25 protein-coding genes are annotated in these 24,664 nt (G+C 40.1%); 7 read left to right on the forward strand and 18 right to left on the reverse strand.

From position 1 onward, the window contains the following. Positions 1-29: 29 nt before the first annotated feature. Both M5U24_RS13645 and M5U24_RS13650 read right to left on the reverse strand, forming a co-directional pair. Complete coding sequence (locus tag M5U24_RS13645; protein WP_099324993.1) at positions 30-794, reverse strand: SDR family oxidoreductase; 765 nt, start codon at positions 792-794, stop codon at positions 30-32. Positions 795-818: 24 nt separating this feature from the next. Beyond that, positions 819-1,457: a GTP cyclohydrolase I gene (locus tag M5U24_RS13650; protein WP_164994415.1), complete on the reverse strand. Its 639-nt coding sequence runs from the start codon at positions 1,455-1,457 to the stop codon at positions 819-821. 453 nt (positions 1,458-1,910) lie between these two features. Here M5U24_RS13650 and M5U24_RS13655 point away from each other — a divergent pair, with 453 nt between their 5' ends. Beyond that, positions 1,911-2,078 carry a nucleotidyltransferase domain-containing protein gene (locus tag M5U24_RS13655; RefSeq protein ID WP_169703401.1) on the forward strand — a complete coding sequence of 56 codons (168 nt, stop codon included), beginning with the start codon at positions 1,911-1,913 and terminating at the stop codon, positions 2,076-2,078. 395 nt (positions 2,079-2,473) lie between these two features. On the opposite strand, the gene M5U24_RS13660 is transcribed toward M5U24_RS13655, so the two are convergent. From M5U24_RS13660 to M5U24_RS13705, 10 genes are all read right to left on the reverse strand, one after another. Next, complete coding sequence (locus tag M5U24_RS13660; protein ID WP_099325240.1) at positions 2,474-2,728, reverse strand: DUF504 domain-containing protein; 255 nt, start codon at positions 2,726-2,728, stop codon at positions 2,474-2,476. 74 nt (positions 2,729-2,802) lie between these two features. Next, positions 2,803-3,501: a phosphoribosyltransferase family protein gene (locus tag M5U24_RS13665; RefSeq protein ID WP_099325239.1), complete on the reverse strand. Its 699-nt coding sequence runs from the start codon at positions 3,499-3,501 to the stop codon at positions 2,803-2,805. Between the two features lie 507 nt (positions 3,502-4,008). Next, complete coding sequence (rd, locus tag M5U24_RS13670) at positions 4,009-4,167, reverse strand: rubredoxin (RefSeq protein WP_099325238.1); 159 nt, start codon at positions 4,165-4,167, stop codon at positions 4,009-4,011. A 129-nt stretch (positions 4,168-4,296) separates the two neighbouring features. After that, complete coding sequence (locus M5U24_RS13675; protein ID WP_099325237.1) at positions 4,297-4,752, reverse strand: protein tyrosine phosphatase family protein; 456 nt, start codon at positions 4,750-4,752, stop codon at positions 4,297-4,299. A 72-nt stretch (positions 4,753-4,824) separates the two neighbouring features. Next, positions 4,825-5,238 carry a DsrE/DsrF/DrsH-like family protein gene (locus M5U24_RS13680; RefSeq protein ID WP_099325236.1) on the reverse strand — a complete coding sequence of 138 codons (414 nt, stop codon included), beginning with the start codon at positions 5,236-5,238 and terminating at the stop codon, positions 4,825-4,827. 8 nt (positions 5,239-5,246) lie between these two features. Then, positions 5,247-5,729, reverse strand: a complete 483-nt coding sequence (locus tag M5U24_RS13685) for a hemerythrin domain-containing protein (RefSeq protein WP_230405714.1) — start codon at positions 5,727-5,729, stop codon at positions 5,247-5,249. A gap of 285 nt (positions 5,730-6,014) precedes the next feature. Continuing rightward, complete coding sequence (locus M5U24_RS13690; RefSeq protein ID WP_164994325.1) at positions 6,015-6,869, reverse strand: aldo/keto reductase; 855 nt, start codon at positions 6,867-6,869, stop codon at positions 6,015-6,017. Positions 6,870-6,904: 35 nt separating this feature from the next. Beyond that, the gene (locus tag M5U24_RS13695; RefSeq protein ID WP_099324986.1) at positions 6,905-7,165 is read right to left on the reverse strand and encodes a DUF2024 family protein; all 261 of its coding nucleotides are present in this window, start codon (positions 7,163-7,165) and stop codon (positions 6,905-6,907) included. Positions 7,166-7,216: 51 nt separating this feature from the next. Continuing rightward, positions 7,217-8,392, reverse strand: coding sequence for a pyridoxal phosphate-dependent aminotransferase (locus M5U24_RS13700; protein ID WP_099325234.1), 1,176 nt, complete (start codon positions 8,390-8,392; stop codon positions 7,217-7,219). A 107-nt stretch (positions 8,393-8,499) separates the two neighbouring features. Beyond that, entirely contained in the window at positions 8,500-9,675 is a 1,176-nt protein-coding gene (locus tag M5U24_RS13705) for a multicopper oxidase domain-containing protein (RefSeq protein ID WP_157820517.1), read from the reverse strand. 343 nt (positions 9,676-10,018) lie between these two features. Between M5U24_RS13705 and M5U24_RS13710 the strand changes: the two genes are divergently transcribed. Continuing rightward, on the forward strand, positions 10,019-10,252 hold the full coding sequence (locus tag M5U24_RS13710; RefSeq protein ID WP_169703033.1) for a hypothetical protein: 234 nt from the start codon (positions 10,019-10,021) through the stop codon (positions 10,250-10,252). Positions 10,253-10,433: 181 nt separating this feature from the next. Here M5U24_RS13710 and mgtA read toward each other — a convergent pair whose 3' ends face one another. Next, positions 10,434-13,157, reverse strand: coding sequence for a magnesium-translocating P-type ATPase (gene mgtA, locus M5U24_RS13715; RefSeq protein ID WP_099325231.1), 2,724 nt, complete (start codon positions 13,155-13,157; stop codon positions 10,434-10,436). Positions 13,158-13,804: 647 nt separating this feature from the next. Here mgtA and M5U24_RS13720 point away from each other — a divergent pair. Both M5U24_RS13720 and M5U24_RS13725 read left to right on the forward strand, forming a co-directional pair. After that, a complete protein-coding gene (locus tag M5U24_RS13720; protein ID WP_197705157.1) occupies positions 13,805-14,320 on the forward strand; it encodes an ATP-binding protein in 516 nt (171 codons plus the stop codon). After that, positions 14,298-15,317, forward strand: a complete 1,020-nt coding sequence (locus M5U24_RS13725; protein ID WP_099325230.1) for a hypothetical protein — start codon at positions 14,298-14,300, stop codon at positions 15,315-15,317. The genes M5U24_RS13720 and M5U24_RS13725 overlap by 23 nt, the downstream gene beginning before the upstream one ends. Before the next feature lie 105 nt (positions 15,318-15,422). On the opposite strand, the gene corA is transcribed toward M5U24_RS13725, so the two are convergent. From corA to M5U24_RS13750, 5 genes are all read right to left on the reverse strand, one after another. Further along, complete coding sequence (gene corA / locus M5U24_RS13730; protein WP_298202718.1) at positions 15,423-16,487, reverse strand: magnesium/cobalt transporter CorA; 1,065 nt, start codon at positions 16,485-16,487, stop codon at positions 15,423-15,425. A gap of 110 nt (positions 16,488-16,597) precedes the next feature. Further along, a complete protein-coding gene (locus M5U24_RS13735; protein WP_298202720.1) occupies positions 16,598-17,992 on the reverse strand; it encodes an MBL fold metallo-hydrolase in 1,395 nt (464 codons plus the stop codon). Between the two features lie 133 nt (positions 17,993-18,125). Then, a complete protein-coding gene (locus tag M5U24_RS13740; protein ID WP_298202723.1) occupies positions 18,126-18,674 on the reverse strand; it encodes a DUF2062 domain-containing protein in 549 nt (182 codons plus the stop codon). A 435-nt stretch (positions 18,675-19,109) separates the two neighbouring features. Then, positions 19,110-19,820 carry a TrkA family potassium uptake protein gene (locus M5U24_RS13745; RefSeq protein WP_099325226.1) on the reverse strand — a complete coding sequence of 237 codons (711 nt, stop codon included), beginning with the start codon at positions 19,818-19,820 and terminating at the stop codon, positions 19,110-19,112. Between the two features lie 31 nt (positions 19,821-19,851). After that, positions 19,852-21,189, reverse strand: coding sequence for a potassium transporter TrkG (locus tag M5U24_RS13750; protein ID WP_099325225.1), 1,338 nt, complete (start codon positions 21,187-21,189; stop codon positions 19,852-19,854). A 606-nt stretch (positions 21,190-21,795) separates the two neighbouring features. On the opposite strand from M5U24_RS13750, the gene M5U24_RS13755 reads away from it, so the two are divergent. From M5U24_RS13755 to gndA, 3 genes are all read left to right on the forward strand, one after another. Further along, entirely contained in the window at positions 21,796-22,410 is a 615-nt protein-coding gene (locus tag M5U24_RS13755) for a metallopeptidase family protein (RefSeq protein ID WP_298202726.1), read from the forward strand. A gap of 128 nt (positions 22,411-22,538) precedes the next feature. Beyond that, entirely contained in the window at positions 22,539-23,033 is a 495-nt protein-coding gene (locus tag M5U24_RS13760; protein ID WP_099325223.1) for a YajQ family cyclic di-GMP-binding protein, read from the forward strand. Positions 23,034-23,242: 209 nt separating this feature from the next. Further along, the gene (gene gndA, locus M5U24_RS13765; RefSeq protein WP_099325222.1) at positions 23,243-24,661 is read left to right on the forward strand and encodes an NADP-dependent phosphogluconate dehydrogenase; all 1,419 of its coding nucleotides are present in this window, start codon (positions 23,243-23,245) and stop codon (positions 24,659-24,661) included. The last annotated feature ends 3 nt before the right edge of the window (positions 24,662-24,664 follow it).

Consider the following 24,664-nt stretch of genomic DNA (forward strand, 5'->3'; position numbering starts at 1 on the left):
CTGTTTTTTTTGAGAGATACCATAACTCTTTATCCGTACGTATTGCCAATAAGGTGTCTGCCGCCATCGACATAAATGACCTGGCCGGTGACAAATTCGTTATCGATCAGAAAGCGGACGGCAGTCGTGATCTGGTCGGCACTACCGATGCTATTGAGTGGATTGGCGGATTTAAGCTGCTCAAGATAAGCCCGATCTTTACCGGCCGGCGGCAGTATCAGACCCGGCGCAATAGCGTTGGCGCGGACATTAGGGGCAAATTCTAGCGCCATCATTTTTGTCAGCGCAAAGAGTGCGCGCTTCGCCAGATGATACGCGACGTGCTGACGGTCGTACCCGGTAATACGTGAATCAAGAAAATTAATGATTACCGGCAGCACGGCCGACGCACGATCCTTGTTCAACCGGGCAAACGAACGGGAAAGCAGAAACGGAGCGAAGGCATTGGTCATCATGTTACGCTGGATGTCGTCCATTGAAATTTCAGTAAGGCGGCCGGTTTCAAAAATAGAGGCATTGTTAATTAGCACATCTATCGGACCTGCTATATCCCATACTCGCTTGAGCAGATTTTGCGCCTCAGCAGGGGATTCAAGGTTTGCGGCAATTGTAAAGGTCGTGGTTCCGTTGTCGCGGATTTCTTTGGCCAATTCTTCAGCGGCGGATTGAGACGAGCGATAATGAATGACTACGACGGAGGCTTGATGAGCTAGATTTAGTGCTAATGTCCGGCCGATCCGATTGGCTGCACCGGTGATCAAATATGCTCGTTTTGTGTTTTGCAATGTCGACATCAAAGTCCTCGCGTTATACTATCATTATTTCTTTCCGCATGCCGCCAGAAATTCCGCCCGCAGCGCCGGATCGCCATCATAATTTCCACGCCAAAACGTCGTGCGGCTAATGGAAGAGATTTCTTTAACGCCGCGCATCTCGACGCATAAGTGATGCGCCTCAATGTATACAGCGACGCCGTGAGGAAGAAGAAGTTGGTTGAGGGTGTCGGCGATCTGCTGACCGATTCGTTCCTGTACCTCAAAACGACGCGAAAAAAGATGCACCAGACGCGTGAGTTTGGAAAGACCGATAATATGTTCATGTGAGATATAGCCGACATAGACCACGCCGTAAAACGGCAGGCAGTGATGTTCGCAGAGCGCGAAAAAGCGAATCGGGCCTTCGATTATCTGACTCAGGCGACAATCGGGCCCGCCGCGGCACTCGGTTTCAAACACCTTAACTAATTTAGGATCGCCGTCATAACCCTCAGTCGACTCGATAAGAGCATTGATAAAACGGTGGGGCGTTTCCTTTGTGGCTGCGGTATTCAAATTCAGCCCCAGCGTGGTAAATATCTCGGCGGCATATCCCTCAAATTTACGGATTTGTTCGTCACTGATCTGGCGTTTTTTGACCTTCAAAAAATTATTTTCGTTAGCGATTACATTCTCGTTCATACGCAAAGCCCACTCTTCTTTTTTAGATGATAGATGATAGGAAATTACTTTTTTTCATCAAATGATCAATTTAGAAAAATAAAGAAAAATTGCAAGTTATTTTTCTTTTATCATTCTTTCATAAATTAAATAAACAGGATTTGATCCTGACCCGTCTCTGCAAGAAATGTGGTTAACCCCATACTCTTATCAACCTCATTTACAAGTTCATCCCGCGATATGTTTAACAAGCCCATAGAATTGGTACACACATAAAACTTTGCACCCATTGCCTTAGATTGAGTTAAAAGTTCAGATATTTCCTATTGTTATAGGAACCACGCACAGCCTCTGGTATATCGTAAGACGATACCAGAAATTCAACTTTAACCTTAACCTTAACCTTAGAACCTTCGGTTTGTAGCCGCTTCATGAATTCTTCAGCGTCAGGCTTTACTTGAAGCCATCTTGACAATGGGGGTACACCTCATTGTTAATAAAGATGAAATAAGACGAGCCACAAAAAATATGGCCATTGTCGCCGATGCTGAACGGGTAATTGTATTTGGCTCTTATGCGCGTGGTGAAGCTACAGAGCAAAGTGATGTATACTCAATCAGACTGAAACCACGGGTTTCGTAACACTTTAGTTTTTTGAAAAATTCCCGGTATAGAAAAAATACCATGTAGCCCCGTTAGGGGCGGTCTGTTTGTAGCACAATAAAATTCAATAGAGTAAATAGCTCCGTAGGAGCGGCCTGTCCATATTCAGGCAGACCTGTTTAATATGGATTTACAAGAGACAGGTCGCTCCTAATTGCAGAGACAGGTTTCAAACCTGTCTCTACGATCTGTTATAATATCCTATTTTGTTACAAACAGGCCGCTCCTACGGAGCTTAATCGATGGGGTCAAGCCTTATCTATTGACAATGCTGGTCTGGAATAAATATGGTCTGCAATAGATAATAATTTGGCAAACACATATAAACAAGGAAAAGAGGCCACTTCACCGGGCAGGCGTAAAAGATAAACGATTCAATGTGGCCTGTTCCAGATCAGTTCTCCGTCCTTATAGACCTCCCTCACACGGTGAAAAGGAATTGTTAATAATTCTCCATTAGCGTCCATCAACTGGAAGGTAGCGTGGTTTCCTTTTTCTAAAAGGATATTTTTAAAGGGGACCCTCATGATTTTCTGTGCAACGCGGTCAAAGTAACCGATTTCAAAAGTACCTTTCCCAAATTCGCTGTTCCAAAGTATTTTGTTCAGCAGTTCATGAATGGGAATCATTATTTATGTTTACCTTCCTTTCAATAATGATAAATCGTAATATCTTAAAGGTTCTAAAAAAAATCTTTCAATAATCAGTCATTGCTTGTCCCTGATTCGTTGAAATTTTTTAAGAAAGATAGTACTTCATCATCATCCAAATCATGCCAGTTCTCATAGGCGTCTGCCACGGCGAAAACAAAACCGCTTCTCACGTTAAGGCAAACAAGTTCATCAACCTGAGACAGAACGTCATCAACCGTTTCTTTTGATCCTGTTGGAACGGCAACTACAACCTTTTGAGGTTCATGTCTTTTTATAAATGCAATGGCGGAAAGCATGGTATAACCGGACGCCAATCCATCGTCTACAATAATTGCGACCTTGTTTTTTACGGAAGGAAATGGCACGCCTTTTCTAAAGAGATCGTTTCTCTTTTTGATTGTTTCTCTAGTTCTTTGAATCTGTCGTTTAACCTCTTCTGCAGATAAGTTGAGTTTGCTGAAGAGTTTTTCATTCAATAATACCATGTTATCAGGGCTGACAGCGCCAAATCCGGATTCTGTGTTATAGGGTATCTGTACCTTTCGCACAATGAGTAAGTCAAGGGGAAGCACAAGGGCATTTGCTATTTCTGCAGCTACCGGGACGCCTCCGGAAGGTATGCCAAGCACTATGGCATCGGTGTTTTTGTGTCCCACGAGCTGTTGCGAAAGGAGTTTTCCTGCTTCTCTCCTGTCTTTAAAGACATATAATTTGTTTCGAAATGATTTATCTTCAATAAGTGTATGCATGTTTCTGTGTTACCAATACAATAATTTACTGAAAATAGTTTAAATTGATTCCATAAAATAGTAATAAACATTTCCCAAAAACGGGGAATGAGGGTCACACCTTGATCAGTGATTATAAGTCATAAGTCGGAAAGTAGCTATTATGAAATCAAAGATATCTAAAGAAGAGCTTCTTCGGGAATTAAGGGATTAAGGGGACACTTCCCATATTTATTGCTTGATCTGGTGAAAAAAACATGGGAAGTGTCCCTATGTTCCTCCCTTGGGGGTTGAAGCGATAAGACTTGCACCCGCACAGAAAGACGATCTCTGTGCACTGGGTGCATTGTCAGAAAAGGAAGATAGTACGCGGAGGCATGTGTTTGCGGTAATGTGCTAGCGTACACGATACTCCGGCGGCATTTTTGTTTTTTGACTTGAGGTGAATCTCCGTTGAAGTTGAGCAGGTCAATCCAGAAATTTTTTACCCCCATCTGTCTCCATTGATATGTCATTTATCCAAAACTTTTAAATTTGTTCAAACTGTTCCTTTGGAGCGCCACATGGAGGGCATGTCCAATCATCAGGTAAATTTTGAAAGCTGGTGCCAGGATCAATTCCATGGTCAGGATCGCCAGAACTGGGGTCATAGATATATCCACAAACCAAACATTTGTATCTTTCCATTTTTAAAACTTCTCCTTATATTCTTTGATTTTCAAAACTTTTCATTAAAAAAACTAATTAAAGAGGTTTTTAAAGATTGCTTTGGGCTAACCATCGCAATGACTACTTTCTCTTAACGTTTCACTATAACTACACTTTCCCGTGCTGATTAATATAGTCTATGAAGAACGCTTTTAACTGCGGCACATCACATGCAAAACCCATAGACTCTGCCTTCTGAATCGCTTCCTCACCCGTGACTCCCTCTTTTAATGCCTGATACATCATAGTAAACGCCCCGGCGCGCTTCCCCGTATGGCAGTGTACGAAAACAGGTGCCGGGAGAAGCTCTATTTCTTTTCGAAATCGATCAACCAACTCCGGCTTGATTTCTTCTTTAGTTGATACCGGAATATGCAGGTATTTCATCCCTGTTTTTTTAACCAGATCCCCCTCCTCTTTTGGAGAAAGTGGCTGATCTTCTTCCCCGGAAGCCCGAAGATTGACAACCGATTTAAATCCTTGTTGCGGTAGTTTTTTAATTTCTTCTTCTGATGGTTGACTCGCCGATGTGACACTATCGTTGATTTTAATTCGATCCTTCATAGTAAACACCTCCTTTCAAAAATATGTGCAATATCAATGGTTGATACCCATGATCTTTATTTCTTTCATAAATTAAATAAATAGGATTTGATCCTGACCAGTCTCCGCGAGAAATGTGGTTAACCCCATACTCTTATCAACCTCATTTACAATTTCATCCCGCGATATATTTAACAAGCCCATAGAATTGGTACACACATAAAACTTTGCACCCATTGCCTTAGATTGAGTTAAAAGTTCAGATATTTCCTGAATATGGCCCTTTCTCATATGCGCTTCTAATAGTTTCCTGTGAGTCTGTCCCTCTTCATTAAGCTGGAACACAGACTTTCCTTTTATCAGATATTCTAATGCCCAATAGGTAAAAAAACACCTTACCTCTCTGCCCAATGCCAGGGCTACAAGGACTATGGAAAAACCGTGATAAATGCGGTCGTAAGAACCGCTATGAAATATGATCGCCAAACCTTTCTTATCTGTCTCCATGGTTTATTTCATTTGCCTCTTATGGTTTCTGCCCAATCCAGTAAAGGTACGCCTGCCTTTCTTGCGGCAGCAAGTTTCTCGCTTAAATTATCAACTTCCTTTTTACTCAATCTTTCGGAAAGTATGGACAAACCGTCACAGTTTGAGACGTGGACTAAAAGCTCCCTTGCTGCCGTGGTCGCCTTTTTTGCCTCTTCATCTGTCAGGCTATCCTTCTTTAATAGCTCAGCACAAGAACGGGCAGTAGCTATTACGCCATCATGCTCCTTTATTAACTGGTCTACGTGCTCGCCTAATAATACCCGCAGTGCGGGATAAAGAGTTTCTTCCTCATATCGAAAATGTGGGCCGACAGCCACGTTTATTTTGCCAAGTATTTTCCTTGCCGTAACAACATCCTTTGATTGCAAGGCTTCCATTAATTCAAGTAATCCGTCCCTTACCTTTCGGTGGTCTTCTCTAAATTCTACAATTGGATCTAACTTTGTCATCCTTATCATCCCCCTTTTTTAAATTTATTTTATGTGCATTATATAATTGGTTGCCTGTAAATGTAACTTTTCCCCTTTCAACACACAGCCTTCCTGCAAAGGAAACAATCTCTTTCATTCAATAATCTTTGGCGGCATCTTCTTTCTTGAGTCCCCGTGGCCATAGACGGTCAATCAATACTCTGTCTCTGCACACCCTCGTCCGGTTTTTCGTAAACACGTTTTATTCCAAATATGGCAAATTTAAGCCTTTATTTCTAAAAATAATCAACCTTGTAAATTTATTTACGTCCTTGAATTAATAAATTCGTTATTTAATCTATCAGTATCTTCTTGTCTTAATTTCCAGCCAATTGCACCCAGGTTTTTTTCAAGATGTTCAACTTTTGTTGATTTCGAAATGACAACAATCCCCTTTTTAGAAATTAGCCAATTTATTGCAATTTGGGCCTGCGTCTTATGATACTTATCAGCTAATTCATCTAAGATTTTGAAACCCGGTTTTGCAAGCTTACCCTTTGCAAGTGGTCTCCATGCGATAATGAAAATATTATTTTCCTGGCAATAGGGAATTATTTCAGATTCCATATTCTCTGTAACTCTGCCTTTGTCTCTTACGAGTAGGTTGTATTCAATTTGATTAGCAACTATTTTGTTTTTGGTATATTTCTGCGCTTCTTTTATTTGGTCAACCGAAAAATTACTTACCCCAATACACCTAACCAGTTTCTGTTCAACTAAAAAATCCATTGCCTTCATGGTTTCCTGTATTGGGATATCCGGATTAGGCGCATGAATCAAATATAAATCAATATAATCCGTATTTAATCTTTGCAGGCTTCCTTTTGCAGAAGCAAGAAGATTGTCATAGCTTAAATGCTCCGGTGAAACTTTCGAGGTGATAAACAGGCTTTTTCTATCTAAACCAACGATTGCTCTTCCAACCAGTTCTTCTGAATGGCCTTGGGCATATGCTTCAGCGTTATCAATGTGTGTTATTCCAAGTTTGATTGCAGTTTTTATTGCAGAAATATTCTCTTTATCATACGTGGTATCTGCTTCATCTCCTCCGCCAATAGTCCATGTTCCAAGACCTATCACTGGTATTTTAATATTATTCGACAAATTTTTGAATTCCATGTTAGCCTCGCATCAAAATCGGGTTGGAGTGTTTCTCAATGACATCCTTCCATTTCATAAATGTAATAACCGCTTTCTTTAATAGCCTTTTCAATATCCTCTGACGCCTCTTCCATGTGGCAGAAACGACATTCTTTTGTTGTGAGTGGTTGTCCCTCCTGTCCCACTCTTTTTAGATATTCAAGGCCAAATTGAAGAACCTTTTCATGTGTCTGATCATCAGGGACGATAATATCAAAATGCATTGTCAGCCCGTTTTTCTTCACTACGTGTGTGTCATAGACAGATACTTTCATAGATTTCCCCTTTCTTCTTTTAGAATTAAAATATACCTTAATTTTTCAGTCTTAATGACGGTAAAAGTCTTTAACCTTTTTAAACCCCGGGAGCGATTTTTTAATGGTTTCTTTCTTAACACAGAAGGCGATTCTGATATATCCACTTCTTCCAAAGCTCTTCCCCGGAAGCACCAGTATTCCTTCTTTAGCCAGTTCTTGCGTAAATACAAGGTCATCTCCGGGAGTTTTTGTAAAGATATAATAAGCACCCATTGGTCGTGTAAATGAATAACCAAAATCCTGCAGCGCATTACAAAACATATCCCTTCTTCCCTGATATTCCGCCCTGTCAACACAAACACCCTGAAGATTTGTAACGACATGTTGCATAAGGACAGGGGCGCTCAGATACCCAAGAACGCGATTAGCAAATGTCAAGGCCTCCATAAGTTCCCTGGAATTTTTCATTGCAGGGTGGACGGCTGCATACCCTATCCTTTCCCCCGGAATCGAAAGCGGTTTGGAATACGAGGCCGCAAAAATGGTGTTTGAATAGATGTTAAAAATGTCAGGAAGCTTATTGCCATCGTAAACGATGTCCTGATACGCCGCATCATAAATCAAAAAAATGTCATTTCCAAACTGTCGGTTTTTCTCGTTCAGAAGCCTTGCGGTAGATTTCAAACTTTCATCAAAGTAAATCATCCCGGATGGGTTATTCGGCGAGTTTATGATAATTGCCTTCGTACGGGGCGTTGTCTTTGCTGCTATAGCATCAATGTTTAAGGTAAAATCCGCGTTTGTTTCTGCCACGCAACAAACCCCACCGTGGTTATCTATGTAATAGGGATATTCCAAATAGAGAGGTGACAAAACAATGACTTCATCGCCAGGATTCAAAATCGCTTTCAAAATAATATTTAATGCACCGGCGCCACCAGCGGTCATAATTACATGCTGCGCAGTGAAAGGAAGTCCTCTTTCTTTTGACAGCGTTTTAGCGATTGCCTCCCGCGCCTGAACATGTCCTGCCAAAGCTGAATAGCCATGCATCTCCGGAAAGGGATTATTTGCAACCCTCTTCAATTCCTCAACAAACTCCAAAGGAGGTTCTATCTTCGGGTTTCCCAGTCTAAAGTCATACACTTCTTTCTCTTTAGAAACAACCTGAGAACGATCCTCAAAGATATTCACAATCCAGGACGAAGCGGCGATTCCTTCTTTTACCTTAATAGATATTGACATACAATTCCTTTCGTATGAGCTGTTTTTTAAGTTCTAAGAAATTATTCTTTTTTTTTAACCGCAGCACACATAATAAGAAAGCGCATGGGAAAAATCTCTTATTTATTTTATGGCGTCATCTTTTTTGGTCGAATATCAAAAATGGTCATTGGCCCATGAGGATAAATCCCCCCGCTTACCATACCCTTCATATTGTGGTCGTGAGCAATGCTGATCCCTGGTCCATAATTACACGACAGACATTTTCTTTTTGAAGAAAAATCAGGGATTTTGTAGAGAATATCATATCTTTCACCAGAGCCAATAAGTAAGGTATCTTTTTCGTAGGCAAAAGGAAATTTCCTGCCGTCAGTACCGATTACCAAACCGTGAAAACCGTGCGGATGCCAGGCAAAAATATGTTCATACCCTAAGGCCAATAATCTGACCAAGACAGTTTCCCCATCATATGCAACGATTCTTGTTTTGGGGTCATTTATGGTCGACAGCGGATGCGTCAGGTTATCCATAAAAATCCTTCCGTTGAGCATAAAATAGTTCGAATTCCAATCCAGACCCCTTCTGATATCACCTACTTCCCTGAGCGTCTCCATATATTCGCTATCTAACTCACTCATAAAAAGGGTATATTCCCTGTCAAATGTATATCCATAAATTTCATTCGGTTTTTTTTCTATTATGATGGGAAAATACATTCCACTCATAATATGGTTTGTGGAATCCACATGACAATGCCCCATATACGTACCTTCGATATCTTCCGGAATGGTTAATAAGTACCGGTATATTTCTCCTGGAAAAACAGAAGGATACGGTAAATTCGGCACACCATCAAGGGCGGGAATTAAATCCAGTCCGTGAAAATGTATAGTGTGAGCTACATGATTAATGCCTGAGTGTTCTTCTGTTTCATACCATCCGGCATTATGCAAAACAACAACATAATTCCTGCCTGATGTTAAACGTATCTCATCACCCGGCACTTTGAGTGGTAATAATTTTGCATTTCTTTCCGCCTTCGTTTTAATTTCTTCCACATCGGCAAAATCTTTTGCATGCGTGAATCCCCAGAAATATATCATTTCACCATCTGCCATTTCCTGATAGCCGTCTGTAACATAAAGATGAAATTCTTTTTCTATCTGCCCTTTTATATTTAATTCACAAATGCTCTTTTCGATTTCTTCTTTCCCCTGTATTATTTTTTCTTCAGCATGTGCTGCTATGGCAAGGCTAACATACATAACACAGAAAAAAGACCATACTAAATGTATTTTTTTCATAGAGAACCTCGTGAATAAGAAATTTTTTATACGGATTATTATTCCGTTTTTCAACAACGAAAGACTTTCTATTTATAAACCTAAGCACAATCCTTGAGGAAAACTTTGCCCAATGCAAATATTTTATTATCACAATATTATTATAACAGAATCTTTGGCATTATACCAAAGTGTTACAAAAGATTAGACTATCAGCATCAAATGTAGATTCCGTTAAATCAGATGAAGAACAGATATCAAAGACACAACCCAATCTGTACACAATTATTATTGCAGATGTTGGTTTACAAATTAAGTATTTAATTATTAAAAGGATTTTTCTTGATTAACGAGATCAGGGTTTTTGAAAATAGTTGTAAAAAGATTAGAGCCTGCCCGTATACCTTACATGATTACCGGTTCGATAGCAGCTAATTTTTATACAAATCCTAGAATGACCAGGGACATTGATATTGTTATAGAAGTTGAAGAAGAAGAAGATGCCGGAACTTTGTTTTCCTTATTTTCAACTGACTTTTATGTAAACTATTTCATGGGTGTGGTGATGATTTGTGTTTTGCTGAGCATTGTTTTGTGAACGGGATATTTATCAGCTATTTCAAGCAACCGTTTTTTTTGCTCATCCGAAAGAGAACCCTCTGAAATTTTTGGTATGGAATTCAAGAAGAATATTAGTCTTTAAAGCTCACACCCGAACAATTTTTCTATTTATTAAATTAATGCATCCGGTATTTTCATCCATAATTCCCCCTAAAACTTTAAAGCCACTGATTAAATCTTCTGATATACCAATTTTTGATGTATTGGGTAAGGAAGCAATATCCGGCCAAAATACCGATCAACCAAGGGAAATAAGAAAAAGGAAGCGGCTGCAGAAAAAAAACTTCTGCTAAAGGTGTGAATGGAATCGCAATTCCGGTCATCATAATTAAATAGGTTAATGCAATCACCGGAGCAGAAGCCCAACTTTGAATAAATGGAATTTTTTTGGTCCGGATCATGTGTACAATTAATGTTTGAGAAAGCAGACCTTCCACAAACCAGCCTGTTTGAAATAAACTTTGATGCTCAGGGCTGTTCGCCTTAAACACAAAAAACATTACTGCAAAAAGGATGTAATCGAAAATGGAACTGATAGGGCCGATGTGAACCATAAATCTTTGAATCCCGGATGGATCCCATTTCTTCGGCATTTCCAGAAAATCTTTATCCACGTTATCCCATGGAATGGAAGTTTGTGAAACATCATATAAAAGGTTTTGTACCAATAATTGAATGGGCAACATGGGTAAGAAGGGTAAAAATGCACTGGCTCCTAAAATACTGAATACATTCCCGAAATTACCGCTGGTGGCCATTTTGATGTATTTAATAATATTCCCAAAAGTTCTGCGACCATAAATTACTCCATCCCTCAGAACCATTAAATCTTTTTCCAATAAAATAATATCTGAACTTTCTTTTGCAATATCAACGGCAGTATCCACCGTAATACCTACATCTGCTTCTTTTAAACCAGCCGCATCATTGATACCATCTCCCAGGAACCCAACGGTATGACCTTTTGCCCTTAACGCTTGTACTACTCTTACTTTTTGCAAAGGACTCAATTTGGCAAATATGGAAATCTCGTCTATCCGATCAGTTAGTTCTTCATCAGAGATCAACTCCAACTCATTACCCAACATGATATTTTGAATTGGGATGCCAACATCTTTACAAATCTTTTTGGTAACAATTTCGTTATCACCTGTCAATACTTTTACTTCGATATTCAATTTATGTAGTGCCTCAATACTTGGTTTTGCGGATGGTTTAGCCGGATCAAGAAAACCTATAAATCCTGTTAGTGTAAGATTACTTTCATCTGCAACGGAATAGGTCAAAGGCCGGTCTCCCTCAAATTCACGGATAGCAAGCAACAAGACGCGAAGCCCTTTTTCATTTGATCTTGTGGAAGTTTCTAAAACTCTTCCTCGCATAAAATCATCCATCAAAACCACTTTATCCCGCCCAATATGCAATTGGCGATTTTCTCCAGGGTCAAAACTATGCGTACATAGATCCAGCATTTCTTCCACGGCGCCTTTACAAATGAGTAAATGTTTGCCGTTTTTTTGTTTTAATATAACGCTCATTCTTCTGCGTTGAAAGTCAAAGGGAATTTCATCAACCTTGGTGAAATGCTCTTCTACTCTTAAGTAGTCTTTTACCTCTACATGTTCCAGCACCGCTTTGTCCAATAAGTTTTTTAAGCCTGTTTGATGGTAACTGTTCAGATAAGCCCATTTCAAAACTTCATCATCTTCCTCACCAAAAACATTTAAATGATTTTCCAGCACAATTTTATCCAAAGTCAATGTACCCGTTTTATCGGTACAAAGCATATCCATTGCACCAATGTTTTGAATAGCATTTAATCGCTTTACTATCACCTTGTGTTTGCTCATGCTTACTGCACCTTTGGCTAAGTTTGAAGTAACGATCACAGGTAACATTTCAGGTGTTAATCCTACTGCTACTGCAATGGCAAAGAGTAAGGCATCCCTCCAATCCCCTTTCACTAAACCATTTATCAGAAAAATAATGGGTACCATGATGAGCATAAAGCGAATGAGCAGGCGACTCACTTTATTAATCCCTTTATCGAAATTAGTTTCCGGTCTGTCGCCAACAATACCCTTGCTGATACTGCCAAAATAGGTGTTGGCACCTGTAGTAATTACTACTGCTTTTGCTGATCCGCTCACTACGTTTGTACCCATAAAGCATAGGTTACCAAGCTCAATAGGTTGGCTATTATCCACATCACCAATTGGCAAATACATTTTTTCTACTGGAAGTGATTCGCCTGTGAGCATAGATTCACTTACAAATAAATCGGTGCTTTGCACGATGCGGCAATCTGCCGGGATCATATCTCCGGCGGATAAATAAACGACATCACCAGGTACTAAATGTGTCATTAGTATTTCGCCTTTACCGATTGATTGACGAAGTACTGTTGCCGTTGTTTTTATCATGCGCTTTAACTGTTCGGCCGCACGGTTACTTTTAAACTCCTGGAAAAAACTAAGTAGCACGCTAAAAATAACCATAACAGAAACAACTGCTACCGTTTTATAATCCTGCTCACCAGGCGCTGCCAGCCCCACATCAATCACAAAAGAAATTATGATGATTGATAGAAGGATAAAAATGAATGGATTTATAAATGCTTTTATTAATTGTTTAAGCCATGATGGCGCTTTATCGTAGCCAACCTCGTTCAAACCAAATTTTAAAATGCGATCATCAGCCTCTTCATTTGAAATTCCTGTGGCGGAACTTTCCATCATAGCATATACTGAATATGTATCTTTTCGGGAAGCATCGCGCAATTTGATTATTGCTCGTTCACTCATTTCAGCACTGCGTATTGACTTAAAGGGTCGTTTGATTACTTTTTTCAACTTTTTTATTTCTGACTTTTCATACTTCATTTTTCAATTCCTGATTTAAATTTTTCGATATCTTGCTTGATAGCGCTTTCTGAAAATCAGTTGTTGTATTATAGTAATTAAATTAAAAAAGGGGGCCGGATAAATAATCCACCCTTGTTATAATCCAATATCCCATGGAAAACCACTGCAAAGGTAAACGCTGATCAGGTAATAAAGGATGTCGCTGATTGAAATCAGTGGTCAGGTAGCCTATGATTAAAGGTTATTTTTTTCATTTAATTATAATTGAATTCAGGGAATGAAAACCGGTATTGGAAAAGCACTCGAGCATTCGCCTGATCTGACATTTGCGATATTATGATGCCTGTGCCGGAGGGCTACGGGGTACTGCATGCCGTTCATAAAAATGATGGAATAAAAAATACACCGTTCATTTTCCTCACTGCCAAAACCGAACGGGTACAGCAAATGAATCTCTTATAAAAACCCTCAGCGATTTTAGAAATGAAAAGCTTATTGATATAAAAGACGATGGAAGTATTCTTATTCTTAACCTGAGAAAACTGAAATATTTACTCAATTGAATATCTATCTGACACTGTCAGCAGGAAAACGATAGTAACAAAGCCGGATCAAATTTTCGAAACCTATCATTTAATTTTAAATAACAAAAATCAGGTCAAACAATGATGATTATAATTGTTTTCGGTTTACCGGGTTCAGGTAAAAGTTATTTTGCTTCCAGGCTTGCAAAAATGATCAACGCCGGATATGTGAGCAGTGATAAAGTGAGGAAAGAACTTTTTAAAGAAAGCGTTTATTCTGAACAGGAGAAAAGGGCGGTATATGATAAAATGCTTCAACAGATGGAGCAAGCGATACAACAAAAAAATAATTTAGTACTGGATGCCACTTTTCATAGAAAAGATACAAGGAAAATGTTTGTTGAGGAAATGAAGGGAAAGGGCAATATTTTCTTTATAGAGGTTCAGGCGGATGAAAATATAATAAGAGAAAGATTAAAAAAGCCCAGGCCATACAGTGAAGCGGATTTTGAGGTTTATAAACACATTCGCCGGCAAAATGAACCATTAAACGAGCCTCATTTGATATTGAAGTCAACTGATGACAATATAGATGAAATGTTGCGAAAGACTTCTGAATATTTGAAAATTAAAAATGACAACAAAGCAAATCAATGACCTGTTGTCCGGGGGCGAATTCCCGGAAGAAACCAGCCAAAGGGAATTAATTGAAACCCATATATCATGGGTGATTTTATGCGATCAATTCGTATATAAAATTAAAAAGCCGGTACAATATTCCTTTCTTGATTTTTCCACCCTTGAGCGTCGCAATTATTATTGCCACAGGGAGATAGAATTAAATAAAAGGCTAACCCTCAATGTTTATCTCGAAGTGTTGCCTGTACGCAAATCGCAGGATAAAATTATTATCGGTGGGAAGGAGGGAACCATAATAGATTACGCAGTAAAAATGAATAGACTGGACACAGAAAAACAAATGGATAAATTGCTGACGCAGCATTTGGTAACCGAATCAGATATCAAAAAGCTGGCAGAGAAAATAGCTTCATTTCATAAAAACACAACGATTATTTATGAAAAGGATTTATCGGATATCGGAAAAAAATTCAATGACCTGGCAGCAGAAAAGAAATTTATAACGGAACAACTGGGCAGCACATTCGGCGTTATCATCGCCAATGCTATCAAATTTTCTGATAAGTTTATGGATAAGAATAAGGCGTTGATAGCCTACCGGCTTAGAGAGGGCTTCTGCAAGGATTGCCATGGGGATTTACATTCGAGGAATATTTTCTTATTACCTGATCCGGTGCCGTTCGATTGTATTGAGTTCAATGACGATTTTCGTCAAATTGATGTATTAAATGAAGTGGCTTTCCTATGTATGGATTTGGATGCATTTGGCCGAAAGGATTTGTCAGACTTATTTCTTGAATATTATAATGATTTTTTCCCCGCTATGAAATCGGAAAAAGAACGTGATCTTTTTATTTATTATAAAAGTTATCGTGCCAATATACGGGCAAAAGTAAACAGCCTGCAGGCAAAAAGCGCAGCAACAGATGAAGAAAGAACAAAATCACTGGCTGCCTCGGAAAAATATCTTTACCAGATGGAAAGCTATTTGAAAGAACTCAGAACGGATAAGTAGAAAATATAGTAACTATTCCGCGTAAACGATACACGGCTCGTTCCCAAACAGATGCTTCGGCCGGCCCGGCACATGGTTTGTTTGGAAACAAACAGCAGCCATAATTTATATCCATCGTTTTTTCCGGAAATACACAACCATAGTCGTCCCGATGATACCCATTGCCATTAAAACGGCAAAATATCCCCAGCGCCATTCTGCTTCGGGAAGATATTTAAAATTCATTCCGTAAACACCTGCAATAAAAGTGAGCGGCATGAATATTGTTGCGATAATGGTTAATACCTTCACAACTTCGTTCAGCTTGTTACTCACGCTTGAAAGATAAATATCAAGCATTCCTGTCGCCATGTCGCGAAACGTTTCAATGGTATCGATAATATGTATGGTGTGATCGTACACATCTCGCAGATAAACGTAGGTAGAGCTTCGTATAAGGGGTAGTTCGCCCTTGTCCATGGTATTAATTACCTCCCGCAGCGGCCAGATGGATTTCCGCAGAAACAATATCTCGCGCTTAACGTTATGAATCTTTCGAAGGGTTTCCATGGAAGGCGTTGTAATTAATTCTTCTTCTATGTCCTCGATGTATTCCCCCATCTTTTCCAACACAACGAAATAACCGTCTACAATAGCATCAAGGAGCGCATAAGCCAGATAATCTGCGCCCATTTTCTTTATGCGTCCCTTGCCATTTTTAATCCGGCCTATGACGGGAGTAAAAATACTGCCTTCCTTTTCCTGAAAGGAAATAACATAATTTTGGCCAAGGATTAAACTTATTTGCTCTGCATCAATCCGTTTATCGTCTTCGTTAAAAGTAAGCGTTTTCAGAACGATGAAGATATAGTCTTCAAAATCTTCCATTTTTGGGCGATGGTCTGTGTTCATTATGTCTTCCAACAATAATGGGTGTATATTTGCAAGTTTTCCAATATTCTCAATGTTTTCAATACTATGAATACCGCAGATATTGATCCACGTTGTCATTTGGTCGTTTTTCAGCGGAAAGCATTCATTAATGTCCGGTATTTCCCTTTCAAGGCAGCTTGTCCCGCTGTATTCCATGGCAGTTATTTTTACCTTCGCTAATTTCTTCTCGCCAATATGAATAAGAGACCCTGGAGGCAAACCGGTTTTTTTCGATCTGTTTTTAAATAATCTGTGCATGAAACCATCCTCCTTTCCAAAGAAAACGTGGTAGTCCGGCGGAGACAGGTTTAAAACCTGTCTTTGCCTGAAAGAATCATGAAAGTGTTTGTAACTGTGACGGCATAGTCTTAGATGGTAACAACTTCCATGCGAAGCGGTGCGCAGGTGTCGGTGTTTAGCTGTTTCTTAATGGCGTCAACAAAGCCGAGCGCCGTTTCTTCCTCGCCGTGTATAACGAAAATACGCCTGGGTTTTCTTTTGAATTTATTAAGCCAGTCCATAAGCCCTTCCTGGTCCGCGTGCGCAGAAAGACCTCCGATCGTATAAATTTTTGCTTTTACGGCAATTTCTTCACCAAAGAGTTTTACCATAGAGGCGCCTTCTACAATCTTTCTTCCCAGCGTACCATATGCCTGGAATCCCACAAAGATAACGCTGCATTCCGGGCGCCACAAATTGTGTTTTAAATGGTGGCGAATTCTGCCTGCATTACACATCCCACTGGCAGAAATGATAATCGCACCGCGTTTTATCTTGTTTAATTCCATGGATGCTTCCACGGCTTCTGTAAATTCTAACGAAAGATTGCTTCCGGAAAATTTCCCTTCCCTGATAAGCTCAAGGGTTTCATCATCAAGGCATTCCGGATGATTTAGTGTAATCCTGGTGGCGCGTATTGCCATTGGGCTGTCAACAAAGACCCGGAGATGGTCTAATTTCCCCCCTATCGATAGTTTTTTTAAAAGATAGAGGATGTTTTGTGTTCGTCCAACGGCAAAGGCGGGGATAATTATATTCCCCCCCCTTTCCAATGACTCTGTTACCGCTTGTCTTAATTCTTCGGTTGTCTCGTTTATGCCCTTGTGTCTCCGATTGGCGTAAGTGGATTCTATAAATACATAGTCCCCTTCCTCTATGGGAGTTGGGTCATTTACAACAGGTATATTTTTTTGCCCGAGATCGCCTGAAAAAACGAGCTTTTTTTCTCCGGAGGCATCTTCGTTTACCCACAACTCAACAATCGCAGACCCCAAAATATGCCCTGCATCCTGAAATCTCACCTTTATCCCGTTCCCGATTTCCTCTATTGTGCCATACTCTATTCCCTGAAAATAATCAAGGCTGTCGGCGGCTTCATCGGCAGTGTATAAGGGTGTTAATAAAGGCTTCCCAGCCCAGCCCCGTTTCTTATTGTCCCATTCTGCGTCACGTTCCTGTATATAAGCTGAGTCCATAAGCATGATACGGCACAATTCAACCGTTGCGTTTGTGGCAAGTATTTTCCCTTTAAAACCATCTTTCACCAGTTTTGGAATGAGTCCCGAATGATCAAGGTGGGCATGCGTCAACAAAAGATAGTGTATCCCGGAGGGGTCGAAGGAAAAAGAGTTGGCGTTCTGTTCTTCATTTTCTTTTGACCCCTGGAAAAAACCGCAGTCAATGAGCAGATTTGCCTCTTTCGTTTGGATGTAAAAACAAGAGCCGGTAACCATTCTTGCCGCACCGATAAAGGTTATATTCATTCTTTTATTCCCTTTCTCATTTGGCTTGAAAATTTAAAAACAAGGCAACAGTTTAACTTTTTGAGAAAATGTTCCAGGGCGGATTCCGCTCGCTGAAACGATATGCCGTCCTTCATATTGAACCGGCAGAAATTCATGTATCTTCGTGGTGGGTGTGCCTGAAATGCTTTTTACAATACAGAATCACCCGCAATGTAATTAAGTAGGCAATACCCCCTGCAACAGCGCCCACAATTATTCCACCGATTGTGAGGGGGATGAAAATATTTCTCCAGAGAGCCAGGATTGTTTTTAACCGGTCATAGAAATGCCATACTTCCCCTTTATCCAATGCATGGTCAGTTTTCATTAAAATTTCTTTGACTTTAAAGAGCGGAGGGCCGCTCCAGAAAAGGTTGCCCACCCAGTAGGTAAACCCATAGACAAAAGGAAAGGTTATTGGATTTGTTGTCCATACAAAGATAATAGCCGCAGGCCGGTTGGCATTGCAGATCGACGAGAGAAAAGCGGCGATAAAAATTTGTAGTCCGATAGTTGGCGTCACGGCAACAAATATCCCGATGGCAACGCCAAGGGAGATCGCTCTTGACGAACTGTGTAATTTAACCAGCCCGCGAAGATAGGTATATATTTTCTCCTGCAGGCGTTTTGGAATATATTTATTATTTATTAAAAAGTTCACGGTTATTGTTTGTTGGTATCCAGATTAAAATCCAATTGTTCCTATAAAAAATTTTGTTTTATCGTTATCATGCTTGTTTGGTTTCCGCTTGTCCATGTTAGGGTGTGGTGATGAATAGAAAGAGATTATACTGTAAGAGTTCACAAACAGGGATTTCTAAAACTAGATTTAACTTTTGTTGACATAAATAGTTATAGCATTTTTGAAATCACACTTTGTGAACCCCTTGAGTATGTTTATGGTAAGAAAATAGCATGTTATCGTTCATTTCTCAACATAATCTTTTGTTACTTTTATGGGAATCCGTGGTTCTTTGCCAATCTTTTACCATGAAATTTCGAGAGGATACGAAAAGCTTATAAAAAAAGATTTTTTTATCGTGGAATACTGTAAAAGGATAGTAAAATTGTATGGACTGAGAAGAAAAACCTGTCATTATTTCCATTTTTTCTCAAATCTCTCGATATCTTTCTTATCGCCTAAAATAATAAAAACATCGCCTTCTTCAATTTTATAATTGGCGGTGGGCAGTACTTTTATTTCTTTTTCTTTTGCCTCTTCTGTCTCTTTTGCCTCTTCTGCCTTTTCCACAGTTTCAACAATCTTCCTCTTTATAATCACAACGTTAACCCCAAAGTTATTCTTTACATCCCATACGTTTATCGTGCTGCCAATCCACTCTTTTTTCGCTTCAATTTCTGCAAGGGTATAATCTGCGCCCAGTTCCATGTATTCCAATATGCCCGGAGACAAAACACTGTTTGCCACGCGAACACCCATATCTTCTTCGGGGAATATTACGCGTGTGGCACCTACCATTTTTAATATCTGTGCGTGAAGCGAGGTACACGCACGGGAAATGATCTCATTTATGCCAATATTTTTGACCAGTGCCGTGGTGAGGATGCTCGATTCAATATTTTCGCCAATACTGATTATAGCCACATCTACCTCCTTAATGCCGCTGGCTATAAGCGCCTCTTCATTGGCGCTATCTATCTGAATTGCCTTGGTAACAAAATCGCTTATTTTTTCTATTAAATCCTGCCGCCGGTCAATCGCAATTACCGATGCTCCTTTTTTCGCCAATACTTCTGCCACCTTGAAGCCAAACCTTCCCAATCCAATTACCGCAAATTGTCTCATGCCTTTATTACTCCTTTAAAATTATTATTTACTAACCCACCATAAAAATTCCTTGCGGGTATTTAATGGAAACTGTTTTTTTCTTGCTCCAAACGGAATAGCCTATGACGAGCGGGCCTATCCTCCCAATCAGCATTGTGGCGCAAATAATGAACTTGCCGGCGACGCTTAGTGAAGGAGTAATTCCTGTGGAAAGCCCTACAGTGCCAAAGGCAGAAAAGGTTTCATACACAATATCAATATATGCTGCCTTTTCAGTGGCAGAGAGAATTAATATATCCGTAATAATCACGAGCAGTGCCAGGGTACAGATAGCAAATGCCTTTGCCCTGATTTTTGCCGATATACGTTTATTAAACAATATGGGTTCTTCTTCCATCGAAACAACCGAAAAAATAGACGCAATCAGGACGCCAAAGGTGGTAGATTTAACGCCTCCCCCGGTGCCTCCGGCAGGTGCGCCTATGTACATCAGCAGAAGCATCATAGTCAATGACGAGATTTTCATCGTGCCGATATTTACCGTATTGAACCCAGTTGTGGTAGAAGTGGAAATTGTCTGAAACAATGTCGTCAACACCCTGTCTTTAAAAGTAGGAAACGGGGAATGCCATTCAAAAAGAAAAATCAAAATCCACCCGGAAAATATGAGAAGCGGCATCATAACCATTACCAGCCTCGTATGAACTGAAATCTTCCGCAGCATTTCATCTTCCGGCGATTTCACAAAAAATGTTTGATAAATATCATAGATCACCGGAAACCCAATACTGCCGGCAATACATAAGCCGTTGATGACAAAGTTAAAATAAATGCTGTTACCATATGTACAAAAATTATCCGGAAATAAACTAAAACCGGCAGTGCAAAATGCTGAAATAGCATGAAATATGCCCAAATACACCGCCTCTTTTAAGGGAAATTCCTTCATCCAAAAGAGGGTCAGAAATACAGCGCCGGAAAATTCAAATACAAAGGCAATGAGGCAAATAATTTTACTAAACCGTAAAATATCTTCATAAGGATGCGAACTAAAGGATTCTTCTAAAACTACTCTGCCGCTTAAAGATAATCGAATGCCAAGCCCATACATTATCAAAACAATAAAGATCATATACCCCAACCCGCCAATTTGGAAAAGCATAAGGATTATCACCTGGCCAAATATTGTATAAAACTTCCCTATATCTACAACGCTCAAACCGGTGGTGGAAATTGCTGAGGTAGCGGCAAAAAAAGCGTCTGTCACTGATTGCGGTTCGCCTGAAGTCGAAGAGACAGGATGGGCTAAAAGGAAGGTGCCGATTATGATAATAAAAATAAAGCCAAAGAGGATAATACGATAGGGATTTGATTTAAAATAACTCATTTTTTGTAAAAACAAATTGATTGTTAAATTGATTTGCTCAAATCATATCAAAATACACGTTCATATTAATATTCTGCGTGCCGCTATATGCCTGGCAGGAGAAAACGATATACTATTGTGGATGCTTTTTCTTTTATAGTCAATCAAATTAGGTTGGGTTTTTAAAAGACGAAAACTCAACGGCATTCATTTTTACCCGCCCCTACCCCTCCCAAGACGGGAATTTGATAAGCTCCTTCTCGGGAGAGGATTAAGAGGTGGGTTTGTGCATTGTTTAAGTAAAAACATTGAAATGTCTATCCAGCAAATTAGGTTTTGGGGAAATAAATGCTTTTAACCATAATTTAAGTGGTTTTTGTGGGGTACTCTGTGTAAGATTTTGGAGGGCAATATAGTATTCCCTTGGGAAAATCTCTTCTTTTTGTAAATTTTTCTTCGTGCCCTTCGTGTTTCGTGGTTAAACGCTCTGTTTGTTTTATATTATATCTTATGGTAAAAGACGATATCCCACTTAAATGTTTTCATTGTGGTAAAACGCACCATATGGAAGAATTTTGTAAAGGCAGCACACTACAATGCTCTCGCTGCAGTAAGCAGATATCTCCGTTGGTATTTGATGAAGTATGCGAGACGGATACCAGAGGGTTCTCTGCATTGCTTGGGTTCTTTGCCATTGCTTCGCTTTTGGGGGCATTGGGCAGTGTTATGATGATGCATGGCTGGAATATATGGGTTGTATTATCTATGGTGGGCGGACTGCTCTTTTTTGTTGGCAAGGTGTTTATTATCAAATATAAAATAGTCGGTGCGGAAGAATATTTTTTTGGCAAGGTAGTAAATGAAAAGCCGCACGACAAGGGCTTAACACATTTCGAACAACTGGCGCTGGATGCAATAAAGGAATTGCCGCAAAACATAAAAACCCGCCTGGAAAATGTTTCTATCGTTGTGGAAGACAGACCCAGTACCTATATACTTGAAAAACTGCAGTTAAAGCCAAACAGGATGCTTCTCGGAGTTTTTCAGGGTATTCCCCTGAACAAAAAAAGTGTCTGGCATTCGGGCACATTACCGGAAAAGATTACTCTTTTCCAGAAAAATATAGAATCTGTCTGCCGTTCGGAAGAAGAGATTAAACAAAGGATTAAAAAAGTAGTCCGTCACGAAGTCGCCCATTACGTCGGATTTTCGGAAGAGGAAATAAGACAATTGGGGTATTAATTGTCTTTTCGTGAACCCCATGCTGAAGCATGGGGTTCACGAAAAGACGGTTTTTTCAAAAAAAACCAAAGTGTTACAAATGTTAAAATTTATGATTATTATATCATGTAATGTAAGGAGAGATAATTATGGCTGAAACGCATTCATTTGACATAGTATGCAAGGTCGAAATGCATGAGATAAAAAACGCTATCGACCAGGCGCAAAAACAAATAGCCGTAAGATATGATTTCAAAGGAAGCAAGTCCTCGATTACATTAAATAAAGATGACACCATTATACTGTTTGCCGAGGATGATTATAAATTGTCAGCACTGACGGAAATTTTAAAGGAAAAAATGGCGAAAAGAAATATCCCGCTAAAGGCACTCACCTTTGGCAAAACGGAAGATGCCGTTGGGGGAACGAAACGGCAGACGATTACATTGCAAACGGGAATACCCACTGACAATGCAAAGGAGATCGTTAAAGTTATAAAAAATTTAAAACTCAAGGTTCAGGCAAAAATACAAGAAGATCAGGTACGTGTTTCAGGGCAAAAGATTGACGATCTCCAGATGGTTATGAAGGAACTTAAAGACCTGGACAATGACTTTGCAATGCAGTTTATAAACTATAAATAATGAAATCCGATAATTGTTACAAATGGTTGCGTTTTTGGTTTCTCAGCTTAAACATTACACGACTCATGGCGGGTCCAGGTTCGCAACCTGAACCCGCGCCGGAATACCGATTTCGGTAGTTTAATAGATTGCGCTGAATAGTTACACTTTTTTGAAATTTGGAGTTTTCTTCTGAGTAATGCCACAAAGTGGCATAAGTGGAGGTTATCATGCAGAAAAACAGCTTTGGTCTTATTGGCCTCGCAGTAATGGGGCAAAATCTGGTTCTTAACGTTGCGGATCACGGTTTTAGCGTTTCAGTTTACAACCGTACTGCGGAGAGGACTCATGAATTTATGTCGGGCGAGGCAAAAAACAAGAAGATTACCGCGACGTATTCACCAAAAGAATTCGTTGCAAGTCTTGAGCGTCCACGCATAATCCAAATTATGGTGAAAGCAGGCGGAGCGGTTGATGCCGTTATTGCCGAATTAAAACCATGGCTGGATGAAGGGGATATCATTATCGATGGGGGAAATTCGTATTTCTCCGATACGGAAAGAAGGACAAAGGAGCTGGAGTCAAATAAACTTCGCTATATTGGAATGGGTGTTTCCGGCGGAGAAGAAGGGGCGCGTTTCGGGCCCAGCCTTATGCCAGGTGGTACAAAAGAGGCATACGCCCTGATTGAGCCATTGATGTCCGCAATTGCGGCAAAGGCTCCGGAAGATGGGCTGCCCTGCGTTGCGTATATTGGGCATGGCGGTGCTGGTCATTACGTTAAAATGGTGCACAATGGCATAGAATACGCCGATATGCAGCTTATAGCGGAGAGCTATGCCTTGCTGAAATCAACCATAAATCCTGCCCCGGAAGAATTTCATGAAATTTTCACTGAATGGAATAATGGAGAGCTTTCTTCGTTCCTTATTGAAATTACGGCGTTTATTTTTACTAAATCAGACGACAAAACCGGGCGCCCTCTGTTGGAAATGATCCTGGATAAAGCCGGACAGAAGGGCACTGGAAAATGGACAAGCCAGAATGCGATTGATATAGGGGCGCCCGTTCCCACAATTACTGCGGCAGTGGATGCGCGTATTCTTTCTTCCATGAAAAAAGAACGCCAGGAGGCGTCTAAAATCCTTTCCGGCCCAAAAAATAACTATGCCGATGAGAGGGGAAAAATCATCGCTGCGGTTAGGGATGCCCTTTATGCATCCAAAATTTGCTCCTATGCCCAAGGTATGAATCTTCTGAAAAGGGCTTCGGAGGAATATGGGTACAATATGGATTTAGGAGAAATTGCCAGTATTTGGCGCGCCGGATGCATTATTCGCGCAAAGCTGCTTGATGATATAACACGCGCATACCGGAGCCGCTCCGATTTGCCGAATTTATTATTGGACGCCGGATTTAAACATGCCGTACAAAGCAGGCAGGCTTCATGGCGTTTCGCCGTAAAAACCGCATTTGAACTGGGCATACCGGCAGCGGCACTGAGCGCTTCACTTGCCTACTTCGATGCGTATCGTTCCGGGTTTTTACCCGCAAATCTTATACAGGCGCAACGCGACTATTTTGGCGCCCACACATTTGAGCGTATTGATACATCCGGCGTGTTTCATGCAAACTGGAAGGAAAAATAACAA

It is taken from the genome of Candidatus Kuenenia sp., from assembly GCF_027493735.1.
GTDB classification, from domain to species: domain Bacteria; phylum Planctomycetota; class Brocadiia; order Brocadiales; family Brocadiaceae; genus Kuenenia; species Kuenenia stuttgartiensis_A.

What these genes read in the sequence shown, in the direction of transcription:
- M5U24_RS13645 (WP_099324993.1), bottom strand. Translation starts at nt 794, where the DNA reads ATGTCGACATTGCAAAACACAAAACGAGCATATTTGATCACCGGTGCA.
- M5U24_RS13650 (WP_164994415.1), bottom strand. Translation starts at nt 1,457, where the DNA reads ATGAACGAGAATGTAATCGCTAACGAAAATAATTTTTTGAAGGTCAAA.
- M5U24_RS13655 (WP_169703401.1), top strand. Translation starts at nt 1,911, where the DNA reads ATGGGGGTACACCTCATTGTTAATAAAGATGAAATAAGACGAGCCACA.
- M5U24_RS13660 (WP_099325240.1), bottom strand. Translation starts at nt 2,728, where the DNA reads ATGATTCCCATTCATGAACTGCTGAACAAAATACTTTGGAACAGCGAA.
- M5U24_RS13665 (WP_099325239.1), bottom strand. Translation starts at nt 3,501, where the DNA reads ATGCATACACTTATTGAAGATAAATCATTTCGAAACAAATTATATGTC.
- rd (WP_099325238.1), bottom strand. Translation starts at nt 4,167, where the DNA reads ATGGAAAGATACAAATGTTTGGTTTGTGGATATATCTATGACCCCAGT.
- M5U24_RS13675 (WP_099325237.1), bottom strand. Translation starts at nt 4,752, where the DNA reads ATGAAGGATCGAATTAAAATCAACGATAGTGTCACATCGGCGAGTCAA.
- M5U24_RS13680 (WP_099325236.1), bottom strand. Translation starts at nt 5,238, where the DNA reads ATGGAGACAGATAAGAAAGGTTTGGCGATCATATTTCATAGCGGTTCT.
- M5U24_RS13685 (WP_230405714.1), bottom strand. Translation starts at nt 5,729, where the DNA reads ATGACAAAGTTAGATCCAATTGTAGAATTTAGAGAAGACCACCGAAAG.
- M5U24_RS13690 (WP_164994325.1), bottom strand. Translation starts at nt 6,869, where the DNA reads ATGGAATTCAAAAATTTGTCGAATAATATTAAAATACCAGTGATAGGT.
- M5U24_RS13695 (WP_099324986.1), bottom strand. Translation starts at nt 7,165, where the DNA reads ATGAAAGTATCTGTCTATGACACACACGTAGTGAAGAAAAACGGGCTG.
- M5U24_RS13700 (WP_099325234.1), bottom strand. Translation starts at nt 8,392, where the DNA reads ATGTCAATATCTATTAAGGTAAAAGAAGGAATCGCCGCTTCGTCCTGG.
- M5U24_RS13705 (WP_157820517.1), bottom strand. Translation starts at nt 9,675, where the DNA reads ATGAAAAAAATACATTTAGTATGGTCTTTTTTCTGTGTTATGTATGTT.
- mgtA (WP_099325231.1), bottom strand. Translation starts at nt 13,157, where the DNA reads ATGAAGTATGAAAAGTCAGAAATAAAAAAGTTGAAAAAAGTAATCAAA.
- M5U24_RS13720 (WP_197705157.1), top strand. Translation starts at nt 13,805, where the DNA reads ATGATGATTATAATTGTTTTCGGTTTACCGGGTTCAGGTAAAAGTTAT.
- M5U24_RS13725 (WP_099325230.1), top strand. Translation starts at nt 14,298, where the DNA reads ATGACAACAAAGCAAATCAATGACCTGTTGTCCGGGGGCGAATTCCCG.
- corA (WP_298202718.1), bottom strand. Translation starts at nt 16,487, where the DNA reads ATGCACAGATTATTTAAAAACAGATCGAAAAAAACCGGTTTGCCTCCA.
- M5U24_RS13735 (WP_298202720.1), bottom strand. Translation starts at nt 17,992, where the DNA reads ATGAATATAACCTTTATCGGTGCGGCAAGAATGGTTACCGGCTCTTGT.
- M5U24_RS13745 (WP_099325226.1), bottom strand. Translation starts at nt 19,820, where the DNA reads ATGAGACAATTTGCGGTAATTGGATTGGGAAGGTTTGGCTTCAAGGTG.
- M5U24_RS13750 (WP_099325225.1), bottom strand. Translation starts at nt 21,189, where the DNA reads ATGAGTTATTTTAAATCAAATCCCTATCGTATTATCCTCTTTGGCTTT.
- M5U24_RS13760 (WP_099325223.1), top strand. Translation starts at nt 22,539, where the DNA reads ATGGCTGAAACGCATTCATTTGACATAGTATGCAAGGTCGAAATGCAT.
- gndA (WP_099325222.1), top strand. Translation starts at nt 23,243, where the DNA reads ATGCAGAAAAACAGCTTTGGTCTTATTGGCCTCGCAGTAATGGGGCAA.